The sequence below is a fragment of the Pseudomonas sp. B14(2022) genome (assembly GCF_012030485.1).
Lineage (GTDB): Bacteria > Pseudomonadota > Gammaproteobacteria > Pseudomonadales > Pseudomonadaceae > Aquipseudomonas.
This window is the reverse complement of record NZ_JAAUVM010000025.1, coordinates 59,873-85,688: the sequence shown is the minus strand read 5'-3', so window position 1 is coordinate 85,688 and position 25,816 is coordinate 59,873. Positions and strand designations below refer to the sequence as shown.

Genomic DNA, 25,816 nt, shown 5'->3' with positions numbered 1-25,816 from the left:
CCGCCATGGCCACCACCCCCGCCACCGCCCGGCGGCATGAATATCCAGCAGCCCGACAAGGTCGACAACAGCGCGACAACAACAGCCGCCTTGGTTAGGTAATTCAACTTCATGACAACGCTCTCTGCTTTACAAGGTTGGGTGTACGTAAAGTAAGACCGCCGCCAATGAAGTCCGTCACGAGTTTCGTGTAACGTCTTGGTAGGGTTTGTGTAGGGGTGGATACACGTCAATTCATTGATGCGAGTTAATCCGGAGTGACGGAAATGAAGGAGTTGATACAGGGCCTGGACGGACCCAGAACTGCCCAGCAGGAATTGTTTTACGACCTGGAAGATGCAGCGGCGGTCATCGGCTGGTCCGTGGTTGAACTGACAGCCCTGGCAAACAGCAGCAGGACGCCGAGTGAAGCGGTGGCGTTGATGAAGGTCTGTACGTTGCTGACAACTCAGCAGGAGAAACTGGCCAAGTACGCGGGTGAAGTGAAGGAGCAGCGCATCAGCAGGTCCGAGACTGAGTGCTGAAAATTGAGGTCAGTGCGGTCAAGAATGGGGGCCTCGAGTCGGAATCGTAGTCGGCCCCCAATTCTTTACGTCGGTGAATAGCGCAAGCCAGCTGCAGCCGACTGGCTCGAACAGGTCGTTCGAACGCAGATTTACGTTGAGCGGCTATCGCCAGGACTATGTTGTTTTTTTACGCCCTTCCCCGTCTTTCGCTCGTATTGATGATGAAAAAACCAAACGACCAAAAGCAGCATCGCCAGACCAAAAACGAATAGCATCAGCTCTATCGCGGGACCTTCGTGTGAAAACATTTTCGTTCCTCATCCTGAAGTAGCGTGACCTGAAAACGGTCACAACCGAAACTGTTCGTAACAATACGAACATTTTCAGGGTAGTCGCCAACACGGGTCGTGACAACCTTAAAAGCCTCCTAACCCTTGATCTAGACACGTCACTCGTCGAAAAACCCTGCGAGCGCGTGAAGGGACACGGCACAACGTCTTACTCACGAGAGAGGAACGGCGCCTGCACGGGCTGATGCGGATGGAAATAGGTCGGCATGCTCAAACGGTTGGTGCCCGGACCTTTCTTTCGCCCAATAAAAAACCCCGTAGACGTTAATCTACGGGGTTTCTAAGAGTGGAGGCCGAGGTCGGAATCGAACCGGCGTAGGCGGATTTGCAATCCACAAATATAATTATATTTATCAAACACTTAACACTAGAACAATTCCGCATCGCCAGATTTTACGTACCGACAGAGCCCGCTTGATTCGGGCGGTTCGATTTCAATTGCGGAATGGATTTACTACGCTTCGTCGCCTGATGTCGCGGTAGAGACCCACCTCAATTACTGTATTCACATACAGTAATTGAGCGCACCAACATGAACATCGACGAAGACACCTGCGAGTGGCTGGGCTGCTCCACGCCGCTTGAAATGTACAAGCACCAATGCGCCCTGCTGGAGGACGAGATCAGCGACTTGCAGCGCCACCTGGCCAAGGCGCGGGCGAACGTTGCCGGCCTCGTTCATATGAACGACCTATTGATCGCAGGGAAGGCCGCAGCGGAGGAACAGCTCAGGTCTATATCCTCACAACTCAGCCTTGCGAACGTGCACAGCTCTGAGCAGAGCAAAGAGATCATGGGCCTTAAAATGATCGCCAGCCAGAACTCACACCTTCGCGTTGAAAACCAGCGGCTTCTCCTGGAACATACCGTCCTCAGGGGGCCACAGCCCTGACATAAGCCTGGCACGCCCGCAGCGCGATCAATCCTTGGTCGCCGGTGTCGGTGATGGCGATAATTCGTTGAGCATGCGCTGGGTCAAGTTGGGCTCGACGGGCTGCATGAACCACGCCGACGGTGCCGGTGGCGGCAGGCACGTTGCAGCCACTGGCTGAATCCTCAGCGAGGAAGACTGACAGCCGTACATCAGAAGTAGCAAGCTGGTCACGCAGGCGAGCCTGATTGCGCTGGACATCGGATAATTCCTTGGTGTGTTGTTGGTCTTGGCCGGCGAGCTTTTGCTCCAGGGCCAAGCGCTTGTCGGTTTCGTCTCGTGCCTGCTTGGCGGCGGCGGCACCGATCAACGACAGGTCGTCCTTGTGCAGCCCGGCCTGCTCGGCGAGCTTCTTCCCCATTCGCCAGTCCTGCACCTGCCAGGTGACGCCCGCAGCGCCAGCCATCAGCATCAACACCAGCACCACCAGGCCGGCCAGCTTCTGCACCGGCGTCATGCCAGCACCTTCAGCGCCTTTTCGTACAGCGCCTGGCGGTCGTCCTGGCCGGTGAGCCCACCATTGATACGCCTGGTGATCTTCACGAACTGCCCCTGATCCGCCAGCGTGTTCAACCCACGGCTAGACCAGAACCAGGCCGCCGACATCGCGGCGTACTGCGGCTGCTCCAGCAGTGCGGGTTGATTGACCAGGTCCAAGCCCAGCGCTTCACCGCACGCCGCGTAGTTCGCCCGGCCGGTGATCTGGATTAGGCCCCGGCCTCTGTACTTGGAGCCATCGCCCGGCACAGTGTTGCCCAGGTCGGCACGACCCTCGTAGCAGGCCTGCTGAACTGTTGGGCCCCAGATCTCGCGCACATAGCGCAACTGCCCAGACTCATGCCCGACCTGGGCGATAAATGCGGCGATACGCAGCTTGGTCACGATCCCGTACTTGCCCATGGCGGCGTTCATCATAGGAACAAAAACGCCGGCTTGGCGGCCGGCGTTCGGGAGGATCTGCAGCAACTGCTGCTCAGTGATGGGCATGACTTTCTCCAGGCGAAAAAAATCCCGCACTTGGCGGGCGATGAGGCCGATTTACGAGGTCCGAGCAGGGCGGAAAATCCAGCAACCGGAGTAAGCAAATCATTGAAAAACTTTACTTTTTGATGCAGTCTCGCTCCCATTCTAAAAATGCTTTGCGACTTAACACCTCATAAACTCATTGCCAACCTAGGATCGACCGGCATGTCAAAGAACATCTTTCAAAAAATTATATATCGCATATACCCCTTGAAGCGCCTTGGCTTTTTCAGTCAACGGTTATTAACAAATCCGCTACACAGGGACGTTATTTCAAAACTCGCATGCAAAAGGCTCCCAAAAAGCGATCTATCAGTTGGACCTTACGAAAAAGACGCAAAGCTCTTGCAGACTAATGGGTATGTAATGCTGGACGATCTAGTCCCACACAATGAAATAGAACAAATGGTGGATTGGTTTTCAACTAAGCTAACGAATGACCGATATAATGAATCAGAAGGCTTCTTTGACCCCCTATACCCTCCAGCTAGTTGTCATACAGCGTCTTTCTCTACCGAAGATATTTTGCGGTCCCCACATGCGCTAAAATGGGCAAACGACGACAGGGTACTACGTATTGTGGAGGCCGAGCTTGGGGTGAAAGCTACACTCTCCAATATTAGTACTTGGTGGTCAATTCCAGGTCACGACACGCCGCAGGCCGCCGAAAGTTTTCATCGCGACGTTGATGATTTGCGGTTCATAAAGCTTTTTGTTTATCTTACTGATGTTGATGATGAGTCCGGCCCGCATGCTTTTATTCCAAAAAGCCAAAAACACATGGGATATAGGACGATACGCAGATATTCCGACGAAGAGATTAAAAATGAATTCGGCGATACTGGAATTAAATATTTTACAGGAACTAAGGGTACAGCTTTTTTAGAAAACACATTTGGACTACACAAGGGGCAGATCCCAAAGAAAAAACGCCGACTGCTATTTCAAGCTCAATATTCATTACATCCAATAGGGCTATCTGATTATTCACCAACAAGGCTATCAGACGGAACAAAAGAAGGACTCGACCAGTACACAAATAGACTTTATATCAAATAGAAACACCTAGAGATAAATCAGCACAACCTTAAGCAGGTGTGCAGGCCCTAAATCAAAACAAGCAAACCGAATGTGATCGAGGAAATATTTTGACCAGCATCAGCACTTCTCAATCTAGACAATTAGACTCGCTTCGAGGCGTGTCCGCATTGATAGTGCTTGTTGGTCATGCACACCAGGCTTTCTTGAGACCAACATTCCCAGAGTCCTCAGTATATGTGGGATTTTTCACTCAATTTTCGGTTATGGTTTTCTTTGTGTTGAGCGGCTTTCTTATTGGAAAGTCAATATTTAGTAACATCTCCGCTAATGGCGAATTCAATATATTGAAGTACGCTAGAGACAGATTCATAAGGCTATACCCGCCACTTATCGCTTCGATGCTTCTGATGGTTGCTTTGGTGATACTGGCACCTTACGTATTCTCAAGCGGAACCAATAGTTATTTACATATCCCAGGTGTCAATTTTATCAGGGAAGTATTTACAACAAATTCAAAGCAGATATACGGGCCTCTATTATTCATAAATGGATTCAAGACCCCCGCACCCTCTGCAAATGGTCCCTTATGGAGCTTGTCAATTGAGGCCTGGTACTATGTGCTTGCGGCTGCGATTTTTCTATGGCCATCAAATAAAATATGGGCGTCTTTGGTTGTTGCTTTGACAGTTGCGGTAACCTATAAAAACCCTATGTTTTTTATTCTTATGCCGATATGGTTCGCCGGGCTTGGATTGTCTTTTATTCATCGCCAACGGCCACAGATGAACAACAATCTTTTTTCAGCTCTTTTTGTTTTATTTGGAGCCGGAACAATATATTGCATTTATCTAGTGCTTGCGCAAAAGCATGCAGCCACTAGCATTCTGCAAGACGGAATGACTCACTTCATGATAGTTTCTGGATTATGGTTCGCAAGTTTTCTTGCGCTAATCATGGGCCAAGGCGCAAAATTTACAACACTTTTTAGCTCAACAGCTAGCTTCTCTTACACACTATATATAATTCACTTCCCAATTATTCTTTTTGTTGTTGGAATGACGCAGAAGTTATTTATAGGCTCGCTTTCGAACGCACTGCTCGTCTCGGTAATTACGATGGCATCCGCTATTGCCACTTCTATATTTTTATCAAAAATAGTTGAAAACAAGAAACTCATAGAGTCATTCATATCTCAGCAATTAAGACATGTAAAACGATTAACAAAGGCCTCTTAACGAGGCCTGGCTTCCTATTCAGGCGCGCATCACGGCCAAGGATGAAGCGCCTGGATTTCTTCGAACCTGGCAGCGCCGGCAGCACGAACTGACTCCCACCCAGATTCACCCATGACGCTCATTCGCTGCGCCTCGGCGAAGTAACGGTCGCTTCCGGTTATGGGGTCGGAATATGCGTGCAGGCGGCATGCTTCGACCTGCTCGCGGCTTGGCGGAGGCGGTGGTGGCGGGTCAATCAGGGATGGTGATCCGTCGATGATTTGGATTAACCGTCCGGCAGCAAGACCGCTTAGTAAATCCGTATATTGTTTTTCGCGGAGTTCGATCGAGCCATCGGGAATGACCGCATGAATAGCATCGTCATAGAACGCGGCGTCAGGGGAGATGTAGCGCATGTATTACTCCTTTAGCGACAGATAACAAAGATGGCGATGTTGTTACTGCCGGATGTCGATATCCGAACCGAAGAAAGCGTAGATGCCCCTCGGTCCCATGTTGCAATGTTCGCGGTTCCCGCGCCCGAAGCCTGACAGGTAGGAATAACAGCAAGTAGTTCGGTCGGCGCCGCGAGAGGCAGGGTCAGTACGTGGTTCGTCGCAGCGGTTGTCGTAAACATCCACTGAAAGATTAATCCACCCATCCAAGTTGGTAATGCGATAAAACCACTCAGCCCTATGCTGGCTGAAAATCCGGCACGCATCTTCAGCGGCGTCACCATCGTTGTATCGTCGGTTCCTGCATTCACCTGCGACTGTGTGGCGAATCGCCTTGTAATTGCCTGCCACACACGAATCACTGATATAGCCTTTGATGATTCTGTACCTGCTTCCGCCTCGGCCTGGGTTGCAAGTTGAAGGATGCCAGCTATCGACTCGGTGCCAACACGCGACGAAAGCCCGGCTAGCGTAATGGCCCGACTACTATCGGTCCCCGCTTGGGTCTCTGCGTTCGTAGCAAGCTCAACAAGGCCAGCACGAGTCACAGTAGCTGTTGTGGAAGCAAGGCCGGCAGGCGTGACGGCCCGCTGGGCATCCGTGCCTGCCTGGGTTTCAGCTTCAGTAGCCAGCTCCACCAGGCCTGCGCGTGTGGCCGTAGCGGTCGTTGAGGCAAGACTGGCTGGTGTAACTGCGCGCTGAGCATCTGTCCCGGCTTGGGTTTCTGTATTCGTTGCAAGCTCAACAAGCCCTTTCACTGCAACCGAGGCGTCCGGCGGAGAAGCTGGAACCGAAGCAGCGATCTTAATGTTGATCGCCGCCAACAACTGGGCGTTATTGTCCTCGTCCGGGGCAAAGCCTGCGGACTCAATAACATTCAAAAACTCATAGCTGACCGCATTACCCCATTGAGCAGGAATCAACGAGCCAGGTGTTCCTGCCACCACATCCTCATCCACAAATTTCCCATCGACCAGACCTACGCTAGGCACGCTTCTCGGAAAGTCCACGCTTTGTCCCTCAGTTGTAATTGATTTGCACAACGGTATGTGCCGGCGCTGGCCGCCGGATTAGGCATTCCAGTGCATTGCCCGGGTTGGTGCCGAAACGCTCACCCCAATAGCTGACACCGAAGCGGCGGCCCTGCCTATGCCGGCCTCCGGTGTTAAGCGTCCACATGAACTGGGCGTTCCAGGTACCGAAATGAGCGGAGCCAAAACGAGAGCGCCCCATTCGGGGCGCTCTGTGCTCGGTGATATTTGCGTTTGGGTATCCCTGGCTTACCGCGATCTCTATGAAGTACGCGGGGCTCTGGGGAGCCAAGCCCAACAGACGCCGTTCAAACTCATCCACGGCGGGGCCCATGTCCTTGAAGCCTTGACCGAACCCCACCATCTCGGGCAGCGTGATGTCGTATTCCGACATCAGTTGCAGCAAGTCTTCGATCCGCCAGCGGTCGTATGCGATGCGCTCCACACCGAAGTAGGCAGTGATCGTGACCAGGCGCCGCAGCACATGCAGCTTGCTGATCGCTCGCCCCGGTGTTGTTTCAAGGTGCCCGGCCTTGACCCACATGGCATAAGGCACCTTGTCGCGGTCCTCACGACCTTGCAGATCGTCGTCCGGGATCCAGAAGTACGGCAGCACCCGCCAGTGCGGATCGTGCGGCGCCGGCCAGAAAAGCAGAACGAACGCAGTCAGGTCGGTGGTACTTGCCAGGTCCAGACCCCCGACACAGCGCCGGTTGCGCAACATCCGCATCGGCACACGCTCTTCCGCCTGCTTCCAAACTGCCCACGAAATCCAAGGGGCATCGGCCTGGGTCCACTCGCAGAAGTTCAAGCGCCGCACCACGGACTCTTGAGCGGGCAGCCCCCGGGCAGCCTTCACCTGCTCTCGCAAGTACTTGCGGCCCGGGATGCCGTCGGCCTGGCCTTCTGCGATGTGATCGAGCGAGGGGTTGACCTTCGCCCAGCAGCTTTCGTCTTTGAAAGGATCGTCGCCCTCATCGAGCGAACAGATGAAGGCAAAGAAGCTGTCGTCATCTTCGATGCCAGCGCAGATACGCACGCCCAGATCGTGATACTGACCGCACACCGTCTTCTTGTCGGAGCCGCTGTTGGTGATCATCACCACCATGGCCTTGCGTCGATTCTTGGTACCGGCGCGCATCATGTTTACGGTGGCAGCGGTTTTGTGTTCGTGCACCTCATCAAGCAGGCCGATGTGAGGCCGCGGGCCTGACTTGCCTTCGTCGGCACTGATCGGCCGGAAGAACGAATTGGTGTTGGGGTAGAACAGGTTCCACACCTTTTCGTCACGACCCGACTGCACCAGGCGAGATCGGAGTTTGGTGGACATGTCGACCATCGACACGGCATCACGAAACAGGATCATTGCCTGGTCACGTTTGGTCGCAGCAGCATAGATCTCGGCGCGTTGCTCGCCATCCGACACCAAGCCATACAGACCAATACCAGCCACCAGCGGGCTTTTTCCCGAGCCCTTACCGGTTTCGATGTAGCCCAAGCGGAAGCGGCGGAACCCGTCCACCGTCATCCAGCCGAACAGGCTGCCGATGACAAAGGCTTGCCAAGGGGCCAGCAGGAACGGCATGCCTTCGTAGTCGCCACCGTTGAGGCAAAGCACCTCTTCGAAAAAACCTATGGCTCGGTTGGCCTTGCCAAGATCCCAGATCAAGCCACGCGCTGGCCCGTGTTTGAGGTCTTGCAGGTGCCGCTTGCAGGCGTTGCGGACATCGGGGCCGGCGACAATATCGCCGGCCAACACCGCCAGGGCAAACGCGCTGACGCGATCGTCAGTTGAAGTACTTGTCTGCGGCGTCTCGTTGGTCATTGGGAAATAGCTCACCTTGCGGCGCCGGCGACGTTTTCAGATTGCGCCGGGACATAGGCGACAGGCCGAACTGGGCACCGGCGGCGTTGGCGCGCTTTTCGGCGTCATTCGCGAGCTGGCGAAGGACGTGCATTTGCTGCGCGCCGGTTTTGAAGGTCTGGATGTCGCCGCCCAGGTCATCCTCCGAAGCGGCGTTGCGCTTAGTGATCAGCCGCTGGTACCGGCGCCAATCAGCGGTTGCCTGGCAGTAAGTGGCCAGCGCCATCGAATCCAATTTGGAGACGATGCCCAAAGAGATCAGCGCGGGAACCAACTGCTCCCACTCCGCGACCGCATCCGCAGAAAGCACATCTGGCATTGGCGGCGCCGCAACGGGCACAGGCGGGGCCGCGACTTGTGCCAACAGGTCGCTGACATTTTCACGACCCCGGTTTCCTTGCAGCAGTTTCAGCGCCGCCGGCGTTCCAGGGCGACCCGAGTTTCCGTTTCCGGCCATAAATACCCCTGTCTATTGATACCCCCCCTCCCTCATTTATCCCGACGTTGCACACGACGGGGGGCGAGCGGTCTAGAAGAAATTCGCAAAAAGGTTTTTCACCCCCCCTACCCTCCGGGGCGCGCTTTTTTGGTGCGTTTTGGGGCCGAGGTCACCGATTCCAGTGATGCCCTGGATCCACCGGACGTCCGTCAGCGTTGCAGCCAGGGACCGTGCCGGTCCGCTCCATCCGTTGCTTCGTCGAGTCGTGGCAGAACTTACAGAGGCTCGCCCAGTTAGCCGGATTCCAGAACAGCTTCCATGCAGCTTTGAGCCGCACCGGGTCTCCACTGTCCTTAGCCTCTTTCAGCTTGGGCGGGATCTTGTGGTCGACGATTATCGCGGCAACGGGCCGCTGCTCCGACGAGCACATGGTGCAATACGGATGTTCACGCAGGTGACCGTCGCGAGACTTCTGCCACTTGTATCCGTAACCACGCTGAGTGCTGCTGCCCCGCCGATCATCCGACACCTTGCTCATCAGCCAACTCTCCACACCCGGGCCAGGTTGCCCGAACTCTGGCAGACCGACCCGACGAACACCGCCAGCAGCACCACCAGCGGCCAAGAGTTGCGCGGCATGATCAACTGACCCTTGCCGATGTAAACGATCACCGCACCGGACGCGACCATCACCAACCACGCAAGGCAGCTCATGTCTCGACGGAAGCGTGCGCCACGGCGCCGGAAGGTGAACAGGCGAACGAACAACGCCAAGCACAACCAGAACGTGGCCTGGGTTAGGACTTCCTGCATCAGGTGACTATCCATCCTGCCTCCCCTGCTGTTCAGCATCGAGACCCCGACGTTTGATAATGGCGAGCGCAACGGTGACCACCAGTACCGAAGCACCGAACGCCGCCGGGCCGGAGTACTTGAACGGGCGAGTGCCCCACAGTTCCAGCTCAGCCATGCCCGGGGCAAACAGATAGCCCATCACGAACGAGACCAGCAGGAAGACAACCCGCTTCCACACAGGCAACTCCTCGGTGGTGGTGAAGAACACCAGGGCACCGGCAAGAGCACCGATCACGGCGAGCCCATCAATACCTGTCAGTAACCCAGTTACAGCAGCACCGGCACCGCCGGCCACGACAACAGTTGCAGCCGTGCTCGCTGGCTCGCCCATGCTGATAACTCCATTGCAGACACCCATCGGGCAGAAAAAGAAAACCCCGCCGAAGCGGGGTTAAGTGACCGGTCTAGGGAAACCGGGTAAAGCTGCACAGCACGTGCGAGGTCAGCGCCGAGGCGCAAATTCCATATCGTGGGGACTTTTTACCCCCTGAGTACGGAACCGAAAAGGGGGCAATTTCGGTTAACTAACTCGACACAACTTTGGCGCAGCTTTGAGGCGACTTTGAGGTAAATCTCCCGGACCGACGGTTGTGGGATTCAGCTTACAAACCGCAAATCACGATCTCTAGACTTACATCCTCACTCTGATAGTCATATTCGAATTTGAGCTGATTTATGGTGAGCATCGTTACGCGAGCTTGAATCGCCCCGATGATTTGCACAGTGGTCGCTTCATTAACCATCGAATAAGGAAATGTCAAATGATGCGACGTACTACCCCGCTTAACAGTGACGTTTGATGAACGAATAACAATCTGTCCATTTGCATAGAGCCTAATTTTCCATCCAGACACTTCGGTAGACATTACTATTTGCTCATCAGCGAGCTTTTTCACTACGGCACGTGGCGGGTTGTCAACGCCAAATACACGTGCAGATTTTTCACCCATTTCCAGCTCAAAATGGGGACTCTTAATTGTTTTGATCTCCCCCATCAGCTTTACGAGCGGTTCACGTAAATTGACCAAAACGAGTACCGCCACCATCGGCCATGCAACGCCATTCACTAGAGCTACAAATGTTTGGAAAATGTTAAGGTCAGTCAAGTTCACCATCCGTGTAATTTGTGAGCGCGATGCTATCTTCCTCAGAATGAGCGCTGCAGCGAGGCCCTAGAATACCTCACTCCGAAGCCAACTGAATTATGTACTGCGGTGGTTATTGCAGTCAGGTTGGCGACTCTGCCCGGTGACTACAGATCGCCGCGTGCCCAACCTGCGGTTCAACACCTGCAACAGTCTCAGATGCAGACTGTGCACCTGGTCATAGTAGGTCTGCTTCGCGCGGGAGCGAGACCCGACCAAGTGCAACTGCATCAACCACGTCGGGGCCGTATCATCGGTATAACGCAGTACCGCAAGACGCTCGAGCATCTGTCCGCGCTCATCCTGGCGACTGACCTCGGCCAGCGCTGCCGCAACCTCTTGCGCAACAGAATCAATGCCAGCGCCGCCATCGAGAAGGATCCGCGAACCAGGCGTACTACGCGGCGCGCACCCGCCCCATTCCATGATCGTGGCCATCGGGCTGCCCAGACCACCGGCAGAGCCACAGCGCCGCGTTTGCTCGCCCCAATGCTTCAACAGAGTTTCCATTTCTTGAATCATCGCCCCGCGCCCCCGCTTAAAACCAAACCCGACACAAAAAACACCTTACCCAACACAAACCCAACACACCCAAAACCCTTTAAATTCAATAGCCTTAAATCAAATGTGTTGAGTGTGTTGGGTGTGTTGGGTGTGTTGGGTTTAACGGTTCTCGCATAAGAAAAAAATCTTGCTGCCATGGATTCAAATAACATCGCCCATGCGCGTGCGCGACGCCAAACCCAACACACCCAACACACAAGGCGGAAAGCCGCGAAATAGAAGGCTTGAAATTGTGTGGGGTATCGAAAACCAACCCAACACACACCCAACACACCCAACACACTTTTAGTCGGACTCATGCTGCGGCCGCCTTGATGTGGTCCCAGTTGTCGACGTTCCAGCCCGCCAAGCGCGCCGCAGCCCGCCAAGCAACTACCGCCTTCCCCAGATCGGCTGACCTGAGTGATGGGGGCTGGGAAGCCTGCTCATCGCGTGGAAAAAAGAACGCCCCAAACTTGCGGTTGCTGCCGTCGGTCCAGGGGATTGCCCGGGTCTTGTCCACCTCAGAGCTAATGAACAACGAGAACTTCGTCTGGCTCATCACGTGCTCTTTGTTGCGGTGGCACCACTCCAAGAACATCGCATACGCCCTAAAGCCGCCAGCGAGATCGAGCTAACACATGCCAGTCGTCTGCTCGGCCACAGTACCGAGGAGATGACTAAGAAGGTTTATCGCCGAGTCGGAGAGATTGTAAAACCTACCAAGTAAGTAAGGAGCACTCACGCATATAAAAAGAGCAGCAGCGGTATGGAGAAAATAATCCGTAGAGTATTAGAACGCCACTGACCGCTGCCTAAGAAACTTAAACGCACCCCGATCTACAAAACAAGCACGAGAATCCGGCGCTCTTGCTGATATATCCTTTAGCGTACATATCAGCAATTGGCTGAGCACACTGCAGACATCCGCCAAACCCTCTACTTCGCCACCGCTAGGCTCTATATCAAGCCCGCTAGGATCAGTTGGTCTCCACCGGCGAAGCCTGCTCGACGCATGCTGATAATATGCAGCTTTTTTTGTATATGGGTACCAAACACCGAACTCTTGACGATAATTTATTGCATTCCTGATAGATGAAGTCCAACCACCATCATTATTCCCCTGCTTACATAACGTCTGCCTTAATCTCCCAGATACTTCTACTGCCTTCATCGCGGACGGTATCTGACCAAGAACACCAACAATGGAATTCTCCACACTTAACAGCAACTGAAGAAATACTCGCCACATATCCTGGTGCGATCCGCCCCCCGTTGAAAGCTGTTGAAGAATTACAGTATCCTGATCTATTTCGCCCCGCCTCAAAGAGTAGAGACCACTTGTCATTTGAGGAGTAACCCCCAAATACTGCCCACCAACTTTATTCATAATTTTGGTGGTATCTGTTGAAACATATGTCAGAGAACAACCTGTAATACGCAATAGAGCATGAGCAATATAAAAGGCCGCATAATAATGGCGAATACACTGCCATCCTAGGGACTTAGCTAACAGTTCACCCGGTTCAGCAACGAGCAAAGACTCATATGCCGCACAACTAAAACGCGATACCTCACTAGCAAGAGCTTCAGTAAATCCCGTGTGCTGTCTAGAATGACCTAACGTAATCACCTTAGGCGCGCAATGGACCCAACTGTAATTCCCCCTCAGCAACCAATCTTCGACACCCTTATAATCAGGCTTACATATGTTGTTGAGGCTTGGAGCCCACTTCGCGCGCACGCCATCGGCGAACGCGCTCGCTATCAGATCTTTTTGCATATCATTTAGCCAATAATAAAACCTGATTTAAGAGCTTTTGAAAGCTCCATAGCCAACTCTTTATGAGAGCGCGGAGGCTTAATAAGGGTTCCAGGCTTAATTCTGGAAAACATATTATTCATTACATCGAGAAAAGCTTCCTCTTTGAAATGAGGACCATGTCTATCAACTACTCGCTGCGCAATTTCTGGAAAAACCTCAAAAATCGCTCTAAAAACGGTTGGATTTACAATTGATTGGCGCGCCCCTACAGTATTTAGCCCACCATAAAACACTTTAATATAGCTTTTAAGTGCAGGATAAATCAAAGAGCTAGAGTTTGTAGCAAACGCAGACAGTATAGGTTTAACAGCTGCATAAAAGGTGACTCTACTTAATTTCCCCGCCGCTTTTGCCGACGAGCTTAGCAAGCCGGTCAAAGGACTCTCAATATCACTATTGAAAGTATCAAACAACTCACCAAGCACTACCTCTTTATCATCTTCGAAGTCCGCGAGCTTCTTGATATCCAAAAGCAATTCATTAGGAACTGGACGTTGCTTTGTATTAATATCAATAAAAAGCCTAGATTCTTCTTGCTTTGAGAGACCATTGTAAATTACGACAGGCACCCTTAACTTAGTATTTGCTTTCGCAAAACCAAAGACACGGTGCTGACCATCAATAATTAAAAAGGAATGCTTTGAGAACGTAAACTCTAGAGTCTTACCCTTGCCCACATCCTCCAATCCTGCATCTGCCTGTGCTGACAAGATTATTGAACTGGGTATGGTTCCGAATCCCATATCCATGTAATCGGCAATTTCTTGGGCTCTCTTACTATCAAGCACGCGCTGAAAGCCCTCAACGGGATCCTCTTCACGGTTTGTCGCAAAACAGCAACCTGCCAAGACGTCGGAGGGCATCGTTAACGTATAAAACCTGTGCTTTCCCTGAGTAACAAAGCTCATAGAGTATCGGACTCGCTCACCGATCTTCGGCAGCTCATCCGGAGTGTTGATAACTGGAGTTCGCGTCCTTTTCTGAACTGTCGTCATGATGCCGCTTTGCCTCTACAGTCGGTAATTCTTGATCATGCCACCTTTGGAGGTTTGTGCGCTAGCTGACAGAATGGGAAATTCGCTCAACCGGAAGGTCTTCAACCGAGACCTTCAGAAACTCTAAACGAGATTTATGCGCTGCTTGATTGTTTTTTACGACACACAATGCCGCAATAGAACGCCTGCCTTTCTTTGGTTTCACATCCAGGAAGCGCCACAAAAGGGCTCAAAAAATAGCAAGTTGCGGAAGGGGTTGAGAAAGTTGCGGAAGGGATCGTAAGTCGCAGACATAAAAAAACCCCGTAGACCATTGATCTACGGGGCTTTAAGAGTGGAGGCCGAGGTCGGAATCGAACCGGCGTAGGCGGATTTGCAATCCGCTGCATAACCATTTTGCTACTCGGCCTCAAACGATCAATGCCCTTGCCGCTGACATTCACCGCATAAAAACTTGAGTGGGCTATAGAACCCTGCCTCTACTCTAACTCATTGAATACATTGAAGTTTTTAATGCTTCGTTGCGTTCGATGGGCGCCATTATGTACTCATTTGCTTTTACCTGCAACCCCTTGATTTCAAAAATATTTCGTATTGGCATCAAGGGGTTGCGTGCCTGCCTTACTCCTTGATGAGCTGCTGCTGGTACTGCGGGTCGGCCTTGATCTGGGCGTCGGTGAACGGCAGCGGGCGGAGTTTTTTCTGTGAGAACGCTTGGGTCTGGTCCTTGGCGTAGGGGGATGCCGGGTTGCTGGACAGGGAAAACGCGAGCACGCCTTGGGCGTGTGGGCCCTGGTCGTCGAAGGTGACGATCTGCAGGTAGCTGCTGCCGCTGACCACTTCACGCTTGCCGTCGGCCCGGGGCACGGTTTGCATGGCGTTGTAGACCCCCAGTTCCTGCGGGCCGCCGTGAATCGGGGTTTGGCCGCTGACCTGGACATCCCCCCATTTGCTGTCGGCGTTGAGGCCGAGTGTGTCGACGGCTGCGGTGGAGGCCAGCATGGCTTCGCGCAGGGCCTTGGCCACGGGGGCGCGCTCGATGGCCAGGCCGCGTGGGGTGGTCAGGGGCTCGGCCGGGTCGAACGCGACGCGCCAGGCATCGGGGATTTGCTGCAGGTGTCCAACCAGGTTGATGAAGTGCACCAGGCCCAGGCCGCTGTCGAGGTTGGCGCGTCGGTCCCAGTCATTGAGGCTGGTGCACAGTGGCTTGAGCGCAGCCGCGTCGGTGCCAAGGTGTTTGGCGCAGAACGCCAGCAGGTCGGGCATGACCTGGCCGGCGAGGTAGACCTCGTTGTCCATGACCATGTTTTGCAGGTCGGTGACGCTGATCGGTTGCGTCTCCAGGGATTGCAGGCGTTGCAAGGCAAAGCGTGCGCGCGGGCCGAGGCCGACGTGGTCCTGGCTGATCACCGGGGAGAAGCCGGTCAATGGTGCCTTGGGGTTGGCCAGCCACGCCGAATCGTTAGAGTGCTGCACGTAGTCGCTACGCTCCAGTTGCGGCAACTGGTCGGCGGGGAAGATGCCGGCCTGGGCGGCTCGCGGGTCGACGTCCCAGGCACAGGCACTGCGGGCGCCGTCGAGCATGATCATCTGCAGGCCGGCACGTGGGTCGCTGCATTGCGCCAGTTTGGCCGCGCTGACGTTGGGCACCACCGACAGGTTCATGTACAGGCTCTGGCCCTGGTCATCGGCGGCCAGGGTATTGACCCACGGGATGCCTTGCAGGGTGTGCACCGAGGTTTGCAGGTCCTTGAGGCTGGCCGCGCGGTTCATTGCGTACCACTGTTGCAGCACGCGGTCGTTGCCCAGGTTGGCATCGCGTAGGCTGAAGGCGTGGTGACTGTCCCAATCCAGCTTGCCGGGCCATTGCACCACGGGTCCGAACTGCGAGCTATAGACCGGATGGGTCACCGGTTTCACGCTGCCGTCCGCTTGCCTGACCTGCACCGTCACCGAGGTTTTTTCCAGGGGGATGGATTTTCCATCCAGCATATAGCGCGTGGAATCCTTGGGATCCAACGTCAGGCGATACAGGGTGAAATGCTTGGACGTGTCCACCGTGTGGGTCCATGCCACATGCTGGTTGAAGCCGATATTGATCACCGGCAGGCCGGGCAACGCGGCGCCCATCACATCCAGCTGGCCGGGAATGGTCAGGTGCATTTCATAAAAGCGCATGCCGCCCACCCACGGGAAATGAGGGTTGGCCAGCAACATGCCACGGCCATTGAACGAACGGTCGCGGCCCACCGCCACGGCATTGCTGCCACGATCGAGGCTGAAGCGCTGTTGATTGGCGGCGGCCAGTTCAAACGCCTTGGCGCTGGGCTGCACACTCGCCGTTGCCTGAGGCGGCTTGGCGCCGACCAGGGCTTCGGCGAATTGGCCGACACCGCCCTCCACCAATAGCCTGCGGGTCAATTTCACCAGGTCCTCAACCATCAGCGGCCGCACCCAGGCGGCCTGGCACTGGGCTGGCGTGCAGTGCTCTCTCAGGTAGCGGTTGTAACCGGCCACGTAACCTTGCATGCGCTGTTGGATCTGCGGGCTCTGCGCCTTCCAGAAAGCAGCCACGGCATCCGGTGTGTTCAGCCAGGTGAAAAACACATCGCTGGCCAGGTTGTTGCGCTCTTCCAGGGTCGACTGTTCAGGACCGAAGTACCTGGCTCGCTCGCCGTTCACGGTAACGACTTCATTGGCCAGCAGGCACAGATTGTCCTGGGCATACGCGTAACCGATGCCGAAACCCAGCCCGCGCTCATCGTGGGCGCGAATGTGCGGCACGCCGAAGCTAGTGCGCCGGATATCCGCCGAGGCCTGCATCATCGACTCCCGTGCTGTTGCAGCCAGGCTCACCCCCAGCAACAGCCCTGCCACGCATACCCTGGACAACCCGTTGGAAATAATCACGCAGACTCCACAGTCAAATTGAACACCCTCATCGGGGGCTACTACCCCACCGTAAGGACGCAAAAAACCGGGAGAAATTTAACCCTGGCGCGGGTTTATTCAAGGCGCAGCAGATGTGACAAAACCGATACCGACAAATTTTCTACATCCTGCACTTCATGATTTCGCTCGCTCGTTCGTCTTATTGACTAAGAGCGCCATCATTTTCCTGATCAGGCTCTGATAAGGAGTTTTTGCATGTACAACCCGCAAGTGCCCACGGACGGACATTCATCCGCAGTCGATGCTCAATTTGGCAACGGCGCACAACCGTTCAGGAAAACGCCCGAACAGCAAGGCAACCAGCGTATTCGCCATTTGCTCAAGTGTTTCGGTCTGCGCACCAGCCTGATTCGGCTGAAGGTCATCGACGCCTTGCTCACCGCCGCCGACAACCAGCGCACCCTGGGTGTGCGCGGCGTGCACAGCCATTTACTGGAGCTGGGTATCCCGTTGTCGTTCCTGAGTGTGCGCGAGGTGCTCAAGCGCCTGTGCAGCGAGGGTGTGATCACCCTCAACGCCGATAAAAGCTACAGCCTCCATGAAGAGGCTGCGAAGGTACTCGACGCTCGAAGCTGAGGTAGACCTTAAAGCTTGACCTTGCGGCGCATGATGCCGTTGATCACCACTACGACCACTGCGACGGCAATGGCGATGGTCTGGAACGTCTTCTCACTGATAAACCCGATGTTCTGCAGGTAGGACAGGCCAAACATCGTCGCCAGTACGGCCAGGGCGATCAGAATCGAGTATTTCAAGCGTTGCTTTTGGGTCATGACGGGTTCCTGAACCGGAAGAGTTATCCACTGTGTAGCGCCGAACAGGCCAGGCACATACCCGGGCGACGGGATGCACCGAGGTCGACAGGGGCTTATGTTACAGGTGATGAAAAACTTTGGCTCGTCCGGCGTGCCGCTCACTCCGACGGCAGTGGGCCGCTGGGCTTGCACGATAGATGGACGAGTGCATTGAAACACTCGCGCGAGCATCTACATCCTACCTTACACACTGCATGCCTTCGAGAAGGAACCCCGGCGGGTGTTTTCCGCACCCAAAAGGGGCGTCTGGGGAACAGGGAACCTCCTAATAACAGGCGCCTTTGTTGATATGTCAAAAAAGGTACCCACCCATGCAGACTCCCTCTTCCGTATCCATCCACCCGCCTCACTCTTTTCTGCCCTCCCCCCAAAATGATAGCCAAAGCCAGCCAGCGCCCGACCAGTCGTCCACCGCCCCACAACCCGCCACGCCCCTGCATTTACACCGCCACAAGCGTGTTGCCAATGCCGGTTTGGAGCAGGCGCAGGCAGACAAGCACAACCTGCGGACCCTGGGGCAAACACTCAACGAAACCGCCAAACGCCTGGGCGCGGACGCAACGCCCCAGGCCATCCTGGGCGCGCTGAAAACGACGACCATCGATATTCATCCCGAGTCCTCCTCGTCCGAAGCCGGTGCCACCGTCACGCTTGAGGCTTACATCAGGTCGTCCGGCTTGAGCGTACCCACCAGCCACTTTGCCCTGACCGCCCTGGCGGACGCGGTGCTCAACAGAGCCCAGGAACACCCTCTGGGCAATTTTGGCGGCGCGCTGTCCTGGCCACTACCGTTGGGGGCCGCTGGGCAACGTTCGCTGGTGGACGCCGCCCGGCGCTATGCGACCCAGCATTCGAACCCACCACGGATGGGGGTAAGCCCGAGTGTGCTGGAGTACTTGAACAGCAACCAGCCACTTTCCGCCGAGGCCATCAAAGATCCGGCCAAGGCGCTGGAAACGCTCCTTGGCACGCCACGCGCGCAAGCGTTGGGCAAATTCTTGCAGACTCAGTTGAACGGTATTGCCACCGACTCCAGCGTGAACGACTACCTGTTGGCCACCATGCATCTGCTGCTGGATCCGTCATCCATTGCCGAGACCCAGCCGAACAAGGTTGCCGGCTTCGATCTGGCACAGCGAGATCACTGGGGCAAACCCGCTTCAGCGCTGTTGGGCAGCCTCAGCGCGCATTTGGATAACGAAGGCCACACCACGCCTGGAATGGCCAAGGTCGGCGCTTACCTGTTACTGGCGAGGAAAGCCCCCGAACTGCTGATCAAAGACATCCCTGCCAACGTGACCTATGGAAGTCCAGCCTGGGTCAGCCTGTCCATCGCAGCGGCAACGATAGAAGCCCAGACACCGGGTAAAGTCCCCAATATGACCTTTGCCCAAGTCATGCTGGAAGCCGAAAATGCCGGCCTGCAAGACCTGGACGTGACCCAGCAGGCACAGACCGCCGCGCTGCGGATCTGGGGCGTCGTCAACGGCGTGCTCTCTGAAGATGAAGCCGCTCGGTACAACACCAGCGACATTGAAAAGGTCAGAGGCGCCTTCAACCTGCAGGCCGATGCGCGGGTAAATGCCAGCGACCAGATCGAAGCCAAAATCCCCAGTCGCAGGGAAATCGCCCTGGCCAAGCTGAAAGAAAGGTTTGGCGAGAACGTGCCTTTTGAAGAGAAACTCCTGACCGTAAAGAGCACCACACAGCCCTACGTCCAACCGCTCTATGACCCCAATCGGGCGCCCGCCGGCCCACACTCGTTGCTGGATATCGCGATGAGCGGGCTGCATCAGTATGAGTGGGAATCCACAGACGATCGGATCATCGATGCCACACGAGGCAAGTCCCTGCAATTCGACGTAAACCAAGTGTTCGACGCAGAACTCACCCAGGCCATGAGCACTCGGAAAAAAGGCATCGCCACGGCCGTCAAGCAAATGATCAGTCAGCTTCCGCTCAAAGACCGGGAGAATCTGGAATATGGGAAACTTGAGTTCTATCAAAACCATACCTACACCCTGGGCATGGGCTTTACCGACCGAACCCTGACGGAAAAAAATCACAGGTTATTGATCAAGTCCACGGGGGTGAATAGCCAAACGGTTTATGAAGTGGATTTAAAGCAAGGCACTGTTAAACCCGTTCCCGACACCGTATTGACCCAAGAGCGCGAGCGCAACGCCAACCGGGTCTACCCCATAGAGGCGTTCCCCCCCAAAGGTATGGCTGAAACGGTGTTTGAACAAAGCCAGAAAGCCCAAAACCCACTGCCCGTTCCCAACAGTTTCTCCAGTACCCGGACGCAGGCCCTCACTGACGTGTTTATCCAACACTTGGATATCGATAACGAAGATGTGATCAAGGAGGCCAAGGGAGCGACCACCTTCGACCGGCAAATGGAAACCCAGTCGAAACTCGCCAATTTCTTCCTTGACCTGATTCCGTTCAAATCGGCGATCCAGAACTTTGTCGAGGGGAACTACCTGGATGGCGCCGTCGATCTGGGCATGGATATCTTCGGCTTTGTCACTGCCGGTGTGGGCACGGCAGCGAAAGTGGCCAAAGTCGGCGCCAAGGCGGTCAGCGCGACGACCAAGGCCCTCAAGATCGCCAGAATCCTCGGCACCACCCTTATCGGCGAACTCAATCCTGTCAGTGGGGTGGGCAATCTCATCGAGGGTAGCGTCAAGATGATCGGCAAGGGCGTGGACAAGATCAAGGCCACCAGTGGCACGTTAATCCAGGCTGTCAGCCGCGAGCATGGGCCCATCACACGCGGCACGTTCAAGATCGCGGACCAGACCTATGAGGCAGACACGATCCTCTCTAATGGACAACGGTATGCCTACGACGCGGCCAAGATGAAACCCTACGGGACGCCCCTGAACGATTTCAACCCGCTTGACACACTGTCACCCAGGTCGCCATTGACGCACTCACCCAGGCAGCGTCATGGGCAGAGATTCAACCCCATTGACAGCAGCGGCCGGTCGCTACGTGTTCGAAAACCATTGCCCGAGGGCGACTATGTCGAAAGCATGCGGGGGAAACTGGAGGCGGACCATTTCAAGCCGGATACCAAGCTGGCAACGATGAACAAATTCAAACAGGAAATGGACGATTACTACGATGCGCTGAAGCATTCGGGGCTTCCGGCACGCCCAACCCTGCCACCGATGCCGAAAGAGGTGTCTGTACCCGAGCTGATTGAAGAGGCCTATAAAGCCTCGGACGGCGTGGTGTTTGGGGAAAGCCATAAACAGATGGCGAGTTTCCGGACAATTTTCGAAAACGTCGAAACGTTAAAAACCCAAGGCGTCAAAAAATTCTATTTCGAAGGCTTGATCGATATGCCCCACGGGCTTGTGGATGACGGCATTGGCATCATCGGGCAAACCAAAACCCCTCGCACTAACCCGACCTTTGAAGAGCTGAAAAAAAAGCTCAGTGACAACGGCATAGAAGTCTTGCCGCTCGACCACTATTACCTCACACGGCATAAGGACCTTCACGACGCGCGCGTGCCAACCACCACAGGCGCCGGCTCTGAAAAACGACTCAGAGAGTTCAACTACTATGCCGCAGAAACCATCCAGGCAAATTCCGGCACTGAAAAATGGGCGGCGTTGGTGGGGTATTCACACATGAATACCTCCGAAGGCGTCCCCGGCCTGGCTGAGTTGACTGGTGGCATCGGCGTTGGTGTCTACACCCATCCAAAATACTCAGCCCCTACGGGCATGAGGCTGAGGAACCATGCGACAGACCCTGCCAAACCGGTAAATGCTGGAGGCGTTCCGGGGGATCTACAGATATACCGGACGCAGTAGGTTTCCCCCACGCGAAAACCATAGCCCAGGGCCAGACCCCCAATGGCCCCGAGCATTTCGCATGGCACCAGCACGCCCGACAACATCCCGATGGCCAGCCGCACGCCGGTCAGCACGTGGCCCAGGCCTAGCGTTGCAAACCGGTGCCTGGCTGGCTGCACAGCTCAACCAGCCAATCCACAAACACCCTCACCCGCTGCGACAACTGGCGATGCGGCGGATACAGCGCCGTCAGTGCCATTTTCGGCACCGGCAATTGCGCCAGCACGGGCACCAGGCTGCCTTGGGCCAGTTGCCGCATCGCGTGATAGTGCGGCGCCTGAATCAGGCCGTAGCCGGCTTCGCACGCGGCGAAATAGCCGTCGGAGCTGTTGACCGCCACGCGCTTGGGCAAATGGATCGGGCGCACGGCGTTGTCGACCAGAAACTCCAGGCCGAACCGCTTGCCGCTGGCCGTGGAGACATACTCGACCATCTGGTGATTGGCCAGATCCTCAAGGGACGCGGGTACGCCCATGCGTTCCAGATACCCGGGGCTCGCCAAGGTCAACTGGTCCATCATTGCCAAAGGCCTGGCTACCAGCGACTCATCCAAGGCCAGGCCGCCACGCAGCACACAATCGACACCTTCGCGGATCAGGTCCACCGGGCGGTCGTTCAGGCCTATGTCCAATTCGATCTGCGGATAGCGCGCGGTGAACGCCGGCAACGCGGGAATCACAATCAAGCGCCCGATGCCCGAAGGCATGTCCACACTCAAGGTGCCGCGCGGGTTCTGGCGGCGAGTGGAGAACACCGCCTCGGTTTCTTCCAGGTCGGTGAGCAACTGTACGCAGCGCTGGTAATACGCAGCGCCATCCAGGGTCGGGCTCACCTGGCGCGTGGTGCGTTGCAGCAACTGCACGCCCAGGTGCGCTTCCAATTGCTTGATCAGGATAGTCACCGAAGCGCGCGGCAGTTGCAGGCTGTCGGCGGCCTTGGCAAACCCGCCCAGTTCAACAATTCGGGTAAATACGCGCATCGCGTTGAAACGGTCCACGGGCGACTCCTTACGCGGATTATTTAGATATTACGAATAGTGATAGTGCTTTTAGCCGGTTTATCCCAATTTTTTCGAGAGTAACAATGGAGCCCTTCCCCACTCAGGAGCTGAACCCATGCACACTCGTCAACTCGGAAAAAACGGCCCACGGGTCTCTGCCATCGGCCTCGGCTGCATGGGCATGACCGACTTCTACACCCCCGGCACCGACACCACGGAGGCAACCGCCACGCTGCATCGCGCCTTGGAGTTGGGCGTCAACTTTCTCGATACCGCGGATATGTACGGCCCCCATACCAATGAGCAACTGATCGGCAAAGCCATTGCCGGTAAACGTGACCAGGTGTTCCTGGCGAGCAAGTTCGGCATCGTGCGTGACCCAACCAACCCGGCGTTGCGTGGGGTAAACGGGCGCCCCGAGTACATTCGCGATGCCATCAACGGCACCTTGCAGCGCCTGGGGGTGGACACCCTGGATCTCTACTACCAACACCGTATCGACCCGCAGGTGGCCATCGAAGAAACCGTCGGCGCCATGGCCGAACTGGTGCAGCAAGGCAAGGTGCGTTACCTGGGGCTGAGCGAGGCATCCGCCGCCACGCTGGAACGCGCCCATAACGTGCACCCGATCAGCGCCCTGCAGAGCGAATATTCCCTGTGGAGCCGCGACCAGGAAAGCAACGGCTGCCTCGCGGCCTGCCAACGCCTGGGGATTGCGTTTGTGCCTTACAGCCCACTGGGCCGAGGATTCCTGACCGGCGCCCTGAAAAGCCCGGATGACTTCGATGCCGATGACTACCGCCGCACCAACCCACGCTTCCAGGGCGAAAATTTCGCGAAGAACCTGGCGTTGGTGAAGCAGGTTCAAACCCTCGCGGCAGACAAAGGCGTAACCGCCGGGCAACTGGCACTGGCCTGGGTATTGGCACAAGGCGACTTCATCATTCCGATCCCCGGCACCAAGCAACGCAAGTACCTGGAGGAGAACGTCGCGGCCGTATCGCTCGACCTCAGCTCGACCGAGCGGGCGGCACTCAATGCGATCTTTCCCGCAGAGGCAACCGCCGGCCTGCGCTATCCCGCAGACGTGATGGCCATGCTGGATATCTGAAGGCCAAGCTCACTGGGGGCACCTGGATTGCGGTGCCCCAACGACGAAACCTGGTGCACTAAATCTGCCCCGAGCGCCTGGAACGTTTGCGGTCGGAACTCCACGTAATAGCAACCCTGATGCGAAGTCAGGCTTCTATTACGCGTCGACCCAAAAGGACATGCCCATGTTATCTGCGCTTGCGCACTCCTTGACCTCCCAACTAAACGCCCAGCTACCCACGCCTCTCGATAAGACAGACGCCTCGCCCTACACGCCCCCGACCGACCTGACGCCAGGCATCATTAACCGCAGGACGCACCTGCTGTTCGCCGAAGGTGACATCAAAATCAGCAGGATCGTCGACTGGGACCCAAGTGACCCCGCAAAACCGGAGATCCTGAATAATTATCTGCAAGTGGAAACCGGTGACCGCGCTGACCATCTCCATGTGCGCAGTTGGCCGGGCGACAAGCTGCAAATACTGATCAACGGCAAGCCCCACGTAATTGATATCAAAGAAGAAAGAGACCGCAATCAAGAACTGTGGATCGACACCACTGGCGGTGACGACACAGTCATCATCGACGATGACGTCAAGCTTCGTGTGACCGTTGAAGGCGGTGATGGCCATGACTTCATCCAGGCGGGAGGTGGCCGCAGCAGGCTCTACGGCGGGCTTGGCAACGATACCTTGCGCCTGGGCAGCGGCCTCGGTTATGCCGAGGGCAACGACGGCAACGACACGCTTATCGGTGGCAGCGGCAATACTGTCATGTACGGAAATAAAGGCAGTGACTTGCTTCTCGCGGGCTTTGGCCCTACTCATAAACAGAGTTATCTGGACGGCGGGGATGACGGCGACGTACTGGTCTCAGGCAGCGGACATACCGTTGCACATGGCGGCAATCAGAATGACGTGTTGATCGGCAACCACTTCGGTCGCACCACGTTTTACACCGGCAAAGGCAATAACGAGATCTGGAATAACCAGCGGCACGACCGTATTTACGCCAGCGCCAATGATCGGTTTGACCGTACGACAGGCTCTGCCTTTACCGAGGTGAAACCGAGCAATGTCGGCGAGCAGGGGTTTACGGTAGAAGGAGTAACAGGTGCCTCTGAGGAGCAGCAGCAGGCATTCAGACAACGCGTTGCCGACGATTTCGAATTTCTACGCAGCTCACCCATCGGCCAACAGGCCCTCACCAAAATGGATGAACTCGCAGTGACGAATGGTGGGAAGGTCACTGTTCGGCAAGAGGGTAATGCCAATACTTCCTACCTGTTTGACGCCTCGCAAGAGCACGAAGAATCATATGTTGAAGAAGCAAGCTCGACAGCGGATGACGTGCCAGAAGACACTGGGGTTCCCGCGAGTTACTTCATCGAGAATGGCGTTGCAGGTGATGCGCGGGCTGATCTCGCCACGATCACTTATGACCCTGCGGCCACCAGGGAGCGCGCTGACGGTAAACACACGTGGGTTCCCGTAACCCAACTCTTCCATGAGATTGGCCACGCGTACAACGGCGCTACCGGAACCTTCCTGGATGGTGTAACCACCGAGCATCTGCACCCTGGCAAAGAGTTGCAGGTCAACAATTTTGAGCGCCAAGTTGTTGGTTTACCTAACGACGCCGACCCCTTCGACTTCGATAACGACCCCTCGACAGCACCGGGCACAATCAATCCGAAACCGTTCACCGAGAACGCCTTGAGCGAAGAGATGGGCAAGCCATTGAGGCGTTTTGTCACTCTTGAGACCAGCGAACAAGGCGACGGTACCTAGTAGAACGCTTATAGATCAGCCTATATAGCGAGGAAAGCCGTCAACCTCGCTGTATAGCCGTTCTTGAACTTCGCA

Annotated in this window: 23 protein-coding genes, 1 tRNA gene and 4 pseudogenes; 8 read left to right on the top strand and 20 right to left on the bottom strand. The window is 55.5% G+C overall.

Going from position 1 to position 25,816, the window contains the following annotated elements; genetic code table 11:
• Positions 1 to 266: 266 nt before the first annotated feature.
• On the top strand, positions 267 to 524 hold the full coding sequence (locus tag HCF10_RS26895) for a hypothetical protein (protein WP_131696165.1): 258 nt from the start codon (positions 267 to 269) through the stop codon (positions 522 to 524).
• A gap of 864 nt (positions 525 to 1,388) precedes the next feature.
• Positions 1,389 to 1,748: a hypothetical protein gene (locus HCF10_RS26890; RefSeq protein WP_167656766.1), complete on the top strand. Its 360-nt coding sequence runs from the start codon at positions 1,389 to 1,391 to the stop codon at positions 1,746 to 1,748.
• Here the strand turns inward: HCF10_RS26890 and HCF10_RS26885 are convergent.
• Positions 1,729 to 2,244 (bottom strand): lysis system i-spanin subunit Rz, encoded by a 516-nt coding sequence (locus tag HCF10_RS26885; protein ID WP_167656765.1) that lies wholly within the window; start codon positions 2,242 to 2,244, stop codon positions 1,729 to 1,731. The genes HCF10_RS26890 and HCF10_RS26885 overlap by 20 nt on opposite strands.
• Entirely contained in the window at positions 2,241 to 2,774 is a 534-nt protein-coding gene (locus tag HCF10_RS26880) for a glycoside hydrolase family 19 protein (protein WP_167656764.1), read from the bottom strand. Before HCF10_RS26880 ends, HCF10_RS26885 begins: the two co-directional genes overlap by 4 nt.
• Before the next feature lie 201 nt (positions 2,775 to 2,975).
• Here HCF10_RS26880 and HCF10_RS26875 point away from each other — a divergent pair, with 201 nt between their 5' ends.
• Complete coding sequence (locus HCF10_RS26875; protein ID WP_167656763.1) at positions 2,976 to 3,869, top strand: phytanoyl-CoA dioxygenase family protein; 894 nt, start codon at positions 2,976 to 2,978, stop codon at positions 3,867 to 3,869.
• An 89-nt stretch (positions 3,870 to 3,958) separates the two neighbouring features.
• A complete protein-coding gene (locus tag HCF10_RS26870; RefSeq protein WP_167656762.1) occupies positions 3,959 to 5,086 on the top strand; it encodes an acyltransferase family protein in 1,128 nt (375 codons plus the stop codon).
• 29 nt (positions 5,087 to 5,115) lie between these two features.
• Here HCF10_RS26870 and HCF10_RS26865 read toward each other — a convergent pair whose 3' ends face one another.
• The 15 genes and pseudogenes from HCF10_RS26865 to pvdQ form a co-directional block, all read right to left on the bottom strand.
• Positions 5,116 to 5,481 carry a hypothetical protein gene (locus HCF10_RS26865; RefSeq protein ID WP_167656761.1) on the bottom strand — a complete coding sequence of 122 codons (366 nt, stop codon included), beginning with the start codon at positions 5,479 to 5,481 and terminating at the stop codon, positions 5,116 to 5,118.
• Positions 5,482 to 5,492: 11 nt separating this feature from the next.
• Positions 5,493 to 6,512 (bottom strand): gp53-like domain-containing protein, encoded by a 1,020-nt coding sequence (locus HCF10_RS26860; RefSeq protein WP_167656760.1) that lies wholly within the window; start codon positions 6,510 to 6,512, stop codon positions 5,493 to 5,495.
• A gap of 28 nt (positions 6,513 to 6,540) precedes the next feature.
• Positions 6,541 to 6,816: pseudogene (locus tag HCF10_RS32200) on the bottom strand (phage tail protein); the annotation flags it as partial.
• Positions 6,817 to 6,867: 51 nt separating this feature from the next.
• Positions 6,868 to 8,136: pseudogene (locus HCF10_RS32195) on the bottom strand (terminase large subunit); the annotation flags it as partial.
• A 202-nt stretch (positions 8,137 to 8,338) separates the two neighbouring features.
• Positions 8,339 to 8,872 carry a phage terminase small subunit P27 family gene (locus HCF10_RS26850; RefSeq protein ID WP_167656759.1) on the bottom strand — a complete coding sequence of 178 codons (534 nt, stop codon included), beginning with the start codon at positions 8,870 to 8,872 and terminating at the stop codon, positions 8,339 to 8,341.
• A gap of 151 nt (positions 8,873 to 9,023) precedes the next feature.
• A complete protein-coding gene (locus tag HCF10_RS26845) occupies positions 9,024 to 9,392 on the bottom strand; it encodes an HNH endonuclease (RefSeq protein WP_167656758.1) in 369 nt (122 codons plus the stop codon).
• Entirely contained in the window at positions 9,392 to 9,682 is a 291-nt protein-coding gene (locus HCF10_RS26840; RefSeq protein ID WP_167656757.1) for a phage holin family protein, read from the bottom strand. Before HCF10_RS26840 ends, HCF10_RS26845 begins: the two co-directional genes overlap by 1 nt.
• Positions 9,675 to 10,040, bottom strand: a complete 366-nt coding sequence (locus HCF10_RS26835) for a putative holin (RefSeq protein ID WP_056783444.1) — start codon at positions 10,038 to 10,040, stop codon at positions 9,675 to 9,677. Before HCF10_RS26835 ends, HCF10_RS26840 begins: the two co-directional genes overlap by 8 nt.
• A 271-nt stretch (positions 10,041 to 10,311) precedes the next feature.
• Entirely contained in the window at positions 10,312 to 10,815 is a 504-nt protein-coding gene (locus HCF10_RS26830; protein ID WP_167656756.1) for a hypothetical protein, read from the bottom strand.
• Between the two features lie 96 nt (positions 10,816 to 10,911).
• On the bottom strand, positions 10,912 to 11,376 hold the full coding sequence (locus HCF10_RS26825; protein ID WP_167656755.1) for a hypothetical protein: 465 nt from the start codon (positions 11,374 to 11,376) through the stop codon (positions 10,912 to 10,914).
• 337 nt (positions 11,377 to 11,713) lie between these two features.
• Positions 11,714 to 12,004: pseudogene (locus HCF10_RS26820) on the bottom strand (DNA primase); the annotation flags it as partial.
• 186 nt (positions 12,005 to 12,190) lie between these two features.
• On the bottom strand, positions 12,191 to 13,180 hold the full coding sequence (locus tag HCF10_RS26815) for a hypothetical protein (RefSeq protein WP_167656754.1): 990 nt from the start codon (positions 13,178 to 13,180) through the stop codon (positions 12,191 to 12,193).
• 5 nt (positions 13,181 to 13,185) lie between these two features.
• Positions 13,186 to 14,217 carry a DGQHR domain-containing protein gene (locus tag HCF10_RS26810; RefSeq protein WP_205885891.1) on the bottom strand — a complete coding sequence of 344 codons (1,032 nt, stop codon included), beginning with the start codon at positions 14,215 to 14,217 and terminating at the stop codon, positions 13,186 to 13,188.
• A gap of 335 nt (positions 14,218 to 14,552) precedes the next feature.
• A tRNA-Cys gene (locus HCF10_RS26805) sits at positions 14,553 to 14,626 on the bottom strand.
• 212 nt (positions 14,627 to 14,838) lie between these two features.
• A complete protein-coding gene (gene pvdQ, locus HCF10_RS26800; RefSeq protein ID WP_167656753.1) occupies positions 14,839 to 17,127 on the bottom strand; it encodes a bifunctional acylase PvdQ in 2,289 nt (762 codons plus the stop codon).
• A 237-nt stretch (positions 17,128 to 17,364) separates the two neighbouring features.
• On the opposite strand from pvdQ, the gene HCF10_RS26795 reads away from it, so the two are divergent.
• Entirely contained in the window at positions 17,365 to 17,745 is a 381-nt protein-coding gene (locus HCF10_RS26795; protein WP_145337761.1) for a fe2+ zn2+ uptake regulation protein, read from the top strand.
• An 8-nt stretch (positions 17,746 to 17,753) separates the two neighbouring features.
• On the opposite strand, the gene HCF10_RS26790 is transcribed toward HCF10_RS26795, so the two are convergent.
• Positions 17,754 to 17,942: a hypothetical protein gene (locus HCF10_RS26790; RefSeq protein ID WP_027606724.1), complete on the bottom strand. Its 189-nt coding sequence runs from the start codon at positions 17,940 to 17,942 to the stop codon at positions 17,754 to 17,756.
• Between the two features lie 353 nt (positions 17,943 to 18,295).
• On the opposite strand from HCF10_RS26790, the gene HCF10_RS26785 reads away from it, so the two are divergent.
• Entirely contained in the window at positions 18,296 to 21,817 is a 3,522-nt protein-coding gene (locus HCF10_RS26785) for a membrane-targeted effector domain-containing toxin (RefSeq protein ID WP_167656752.1), read from the top strand.
• 32 nt (positions 21,818 to 21,849) lie between these two features.
• Here the strand turns inward: HCF10_RS26785 and HCF10_RS26780 are convergent.
• Positions 21,850 to 21,942: pseudogene (locus HCF10_RS26780) on the bottom strand (ABC transporter permease); the annotation flags it as partial.
• 2 nt (positions 21,943 to 21,944) lie between these two features.
• Positions 21,945 to 22,856, bottom strand: a complete 912-nt coding sequence (locus HCF10_RS26775; RefSeq protein WP_131696161.1) for a LysR family transcriptional regulator — start codon at positions 22,854 to 22,856, stop codon at positions 21,945 to 21,947.
• Between the two features lie 118 nt (positions 22,857 to 22,974).
• Between HCF10_RS26775 and HCF10_RS26770 the strand changes: the two genes are divergently transcribed.
• Positions 22,975 to 23,970 carry an aldo/keto reductase gene (locus HCF10_RS26770; protein WP_167656751.1) on the top strand — a complete coding sequence of 332 codons (996 nt, stop codon included), beginning with the start codon at positions 22,975 to 22,977 and terminating at the stop codon, positions 23,968 to 23,970.
• Between the two features lie 166 nt (positions 23,971 to 24,136).
• Positions 24,137 to 25,741 carry a M91 family zinc metallopeptidase gene (locus HCF10_RS31730; RefSeq protein WP_272954126.1) on the top strand — a complete coding sequence of 535 codons (1,605 nt, stop codon included), beginning with the start codon at positions 24,137 to 24,139 and terminating at the stop codon, positions 25,739 to 25,741.
• The last annotated feature ends 75 nt before the right edge of the window (positions 25,742 to 25,816 follow it).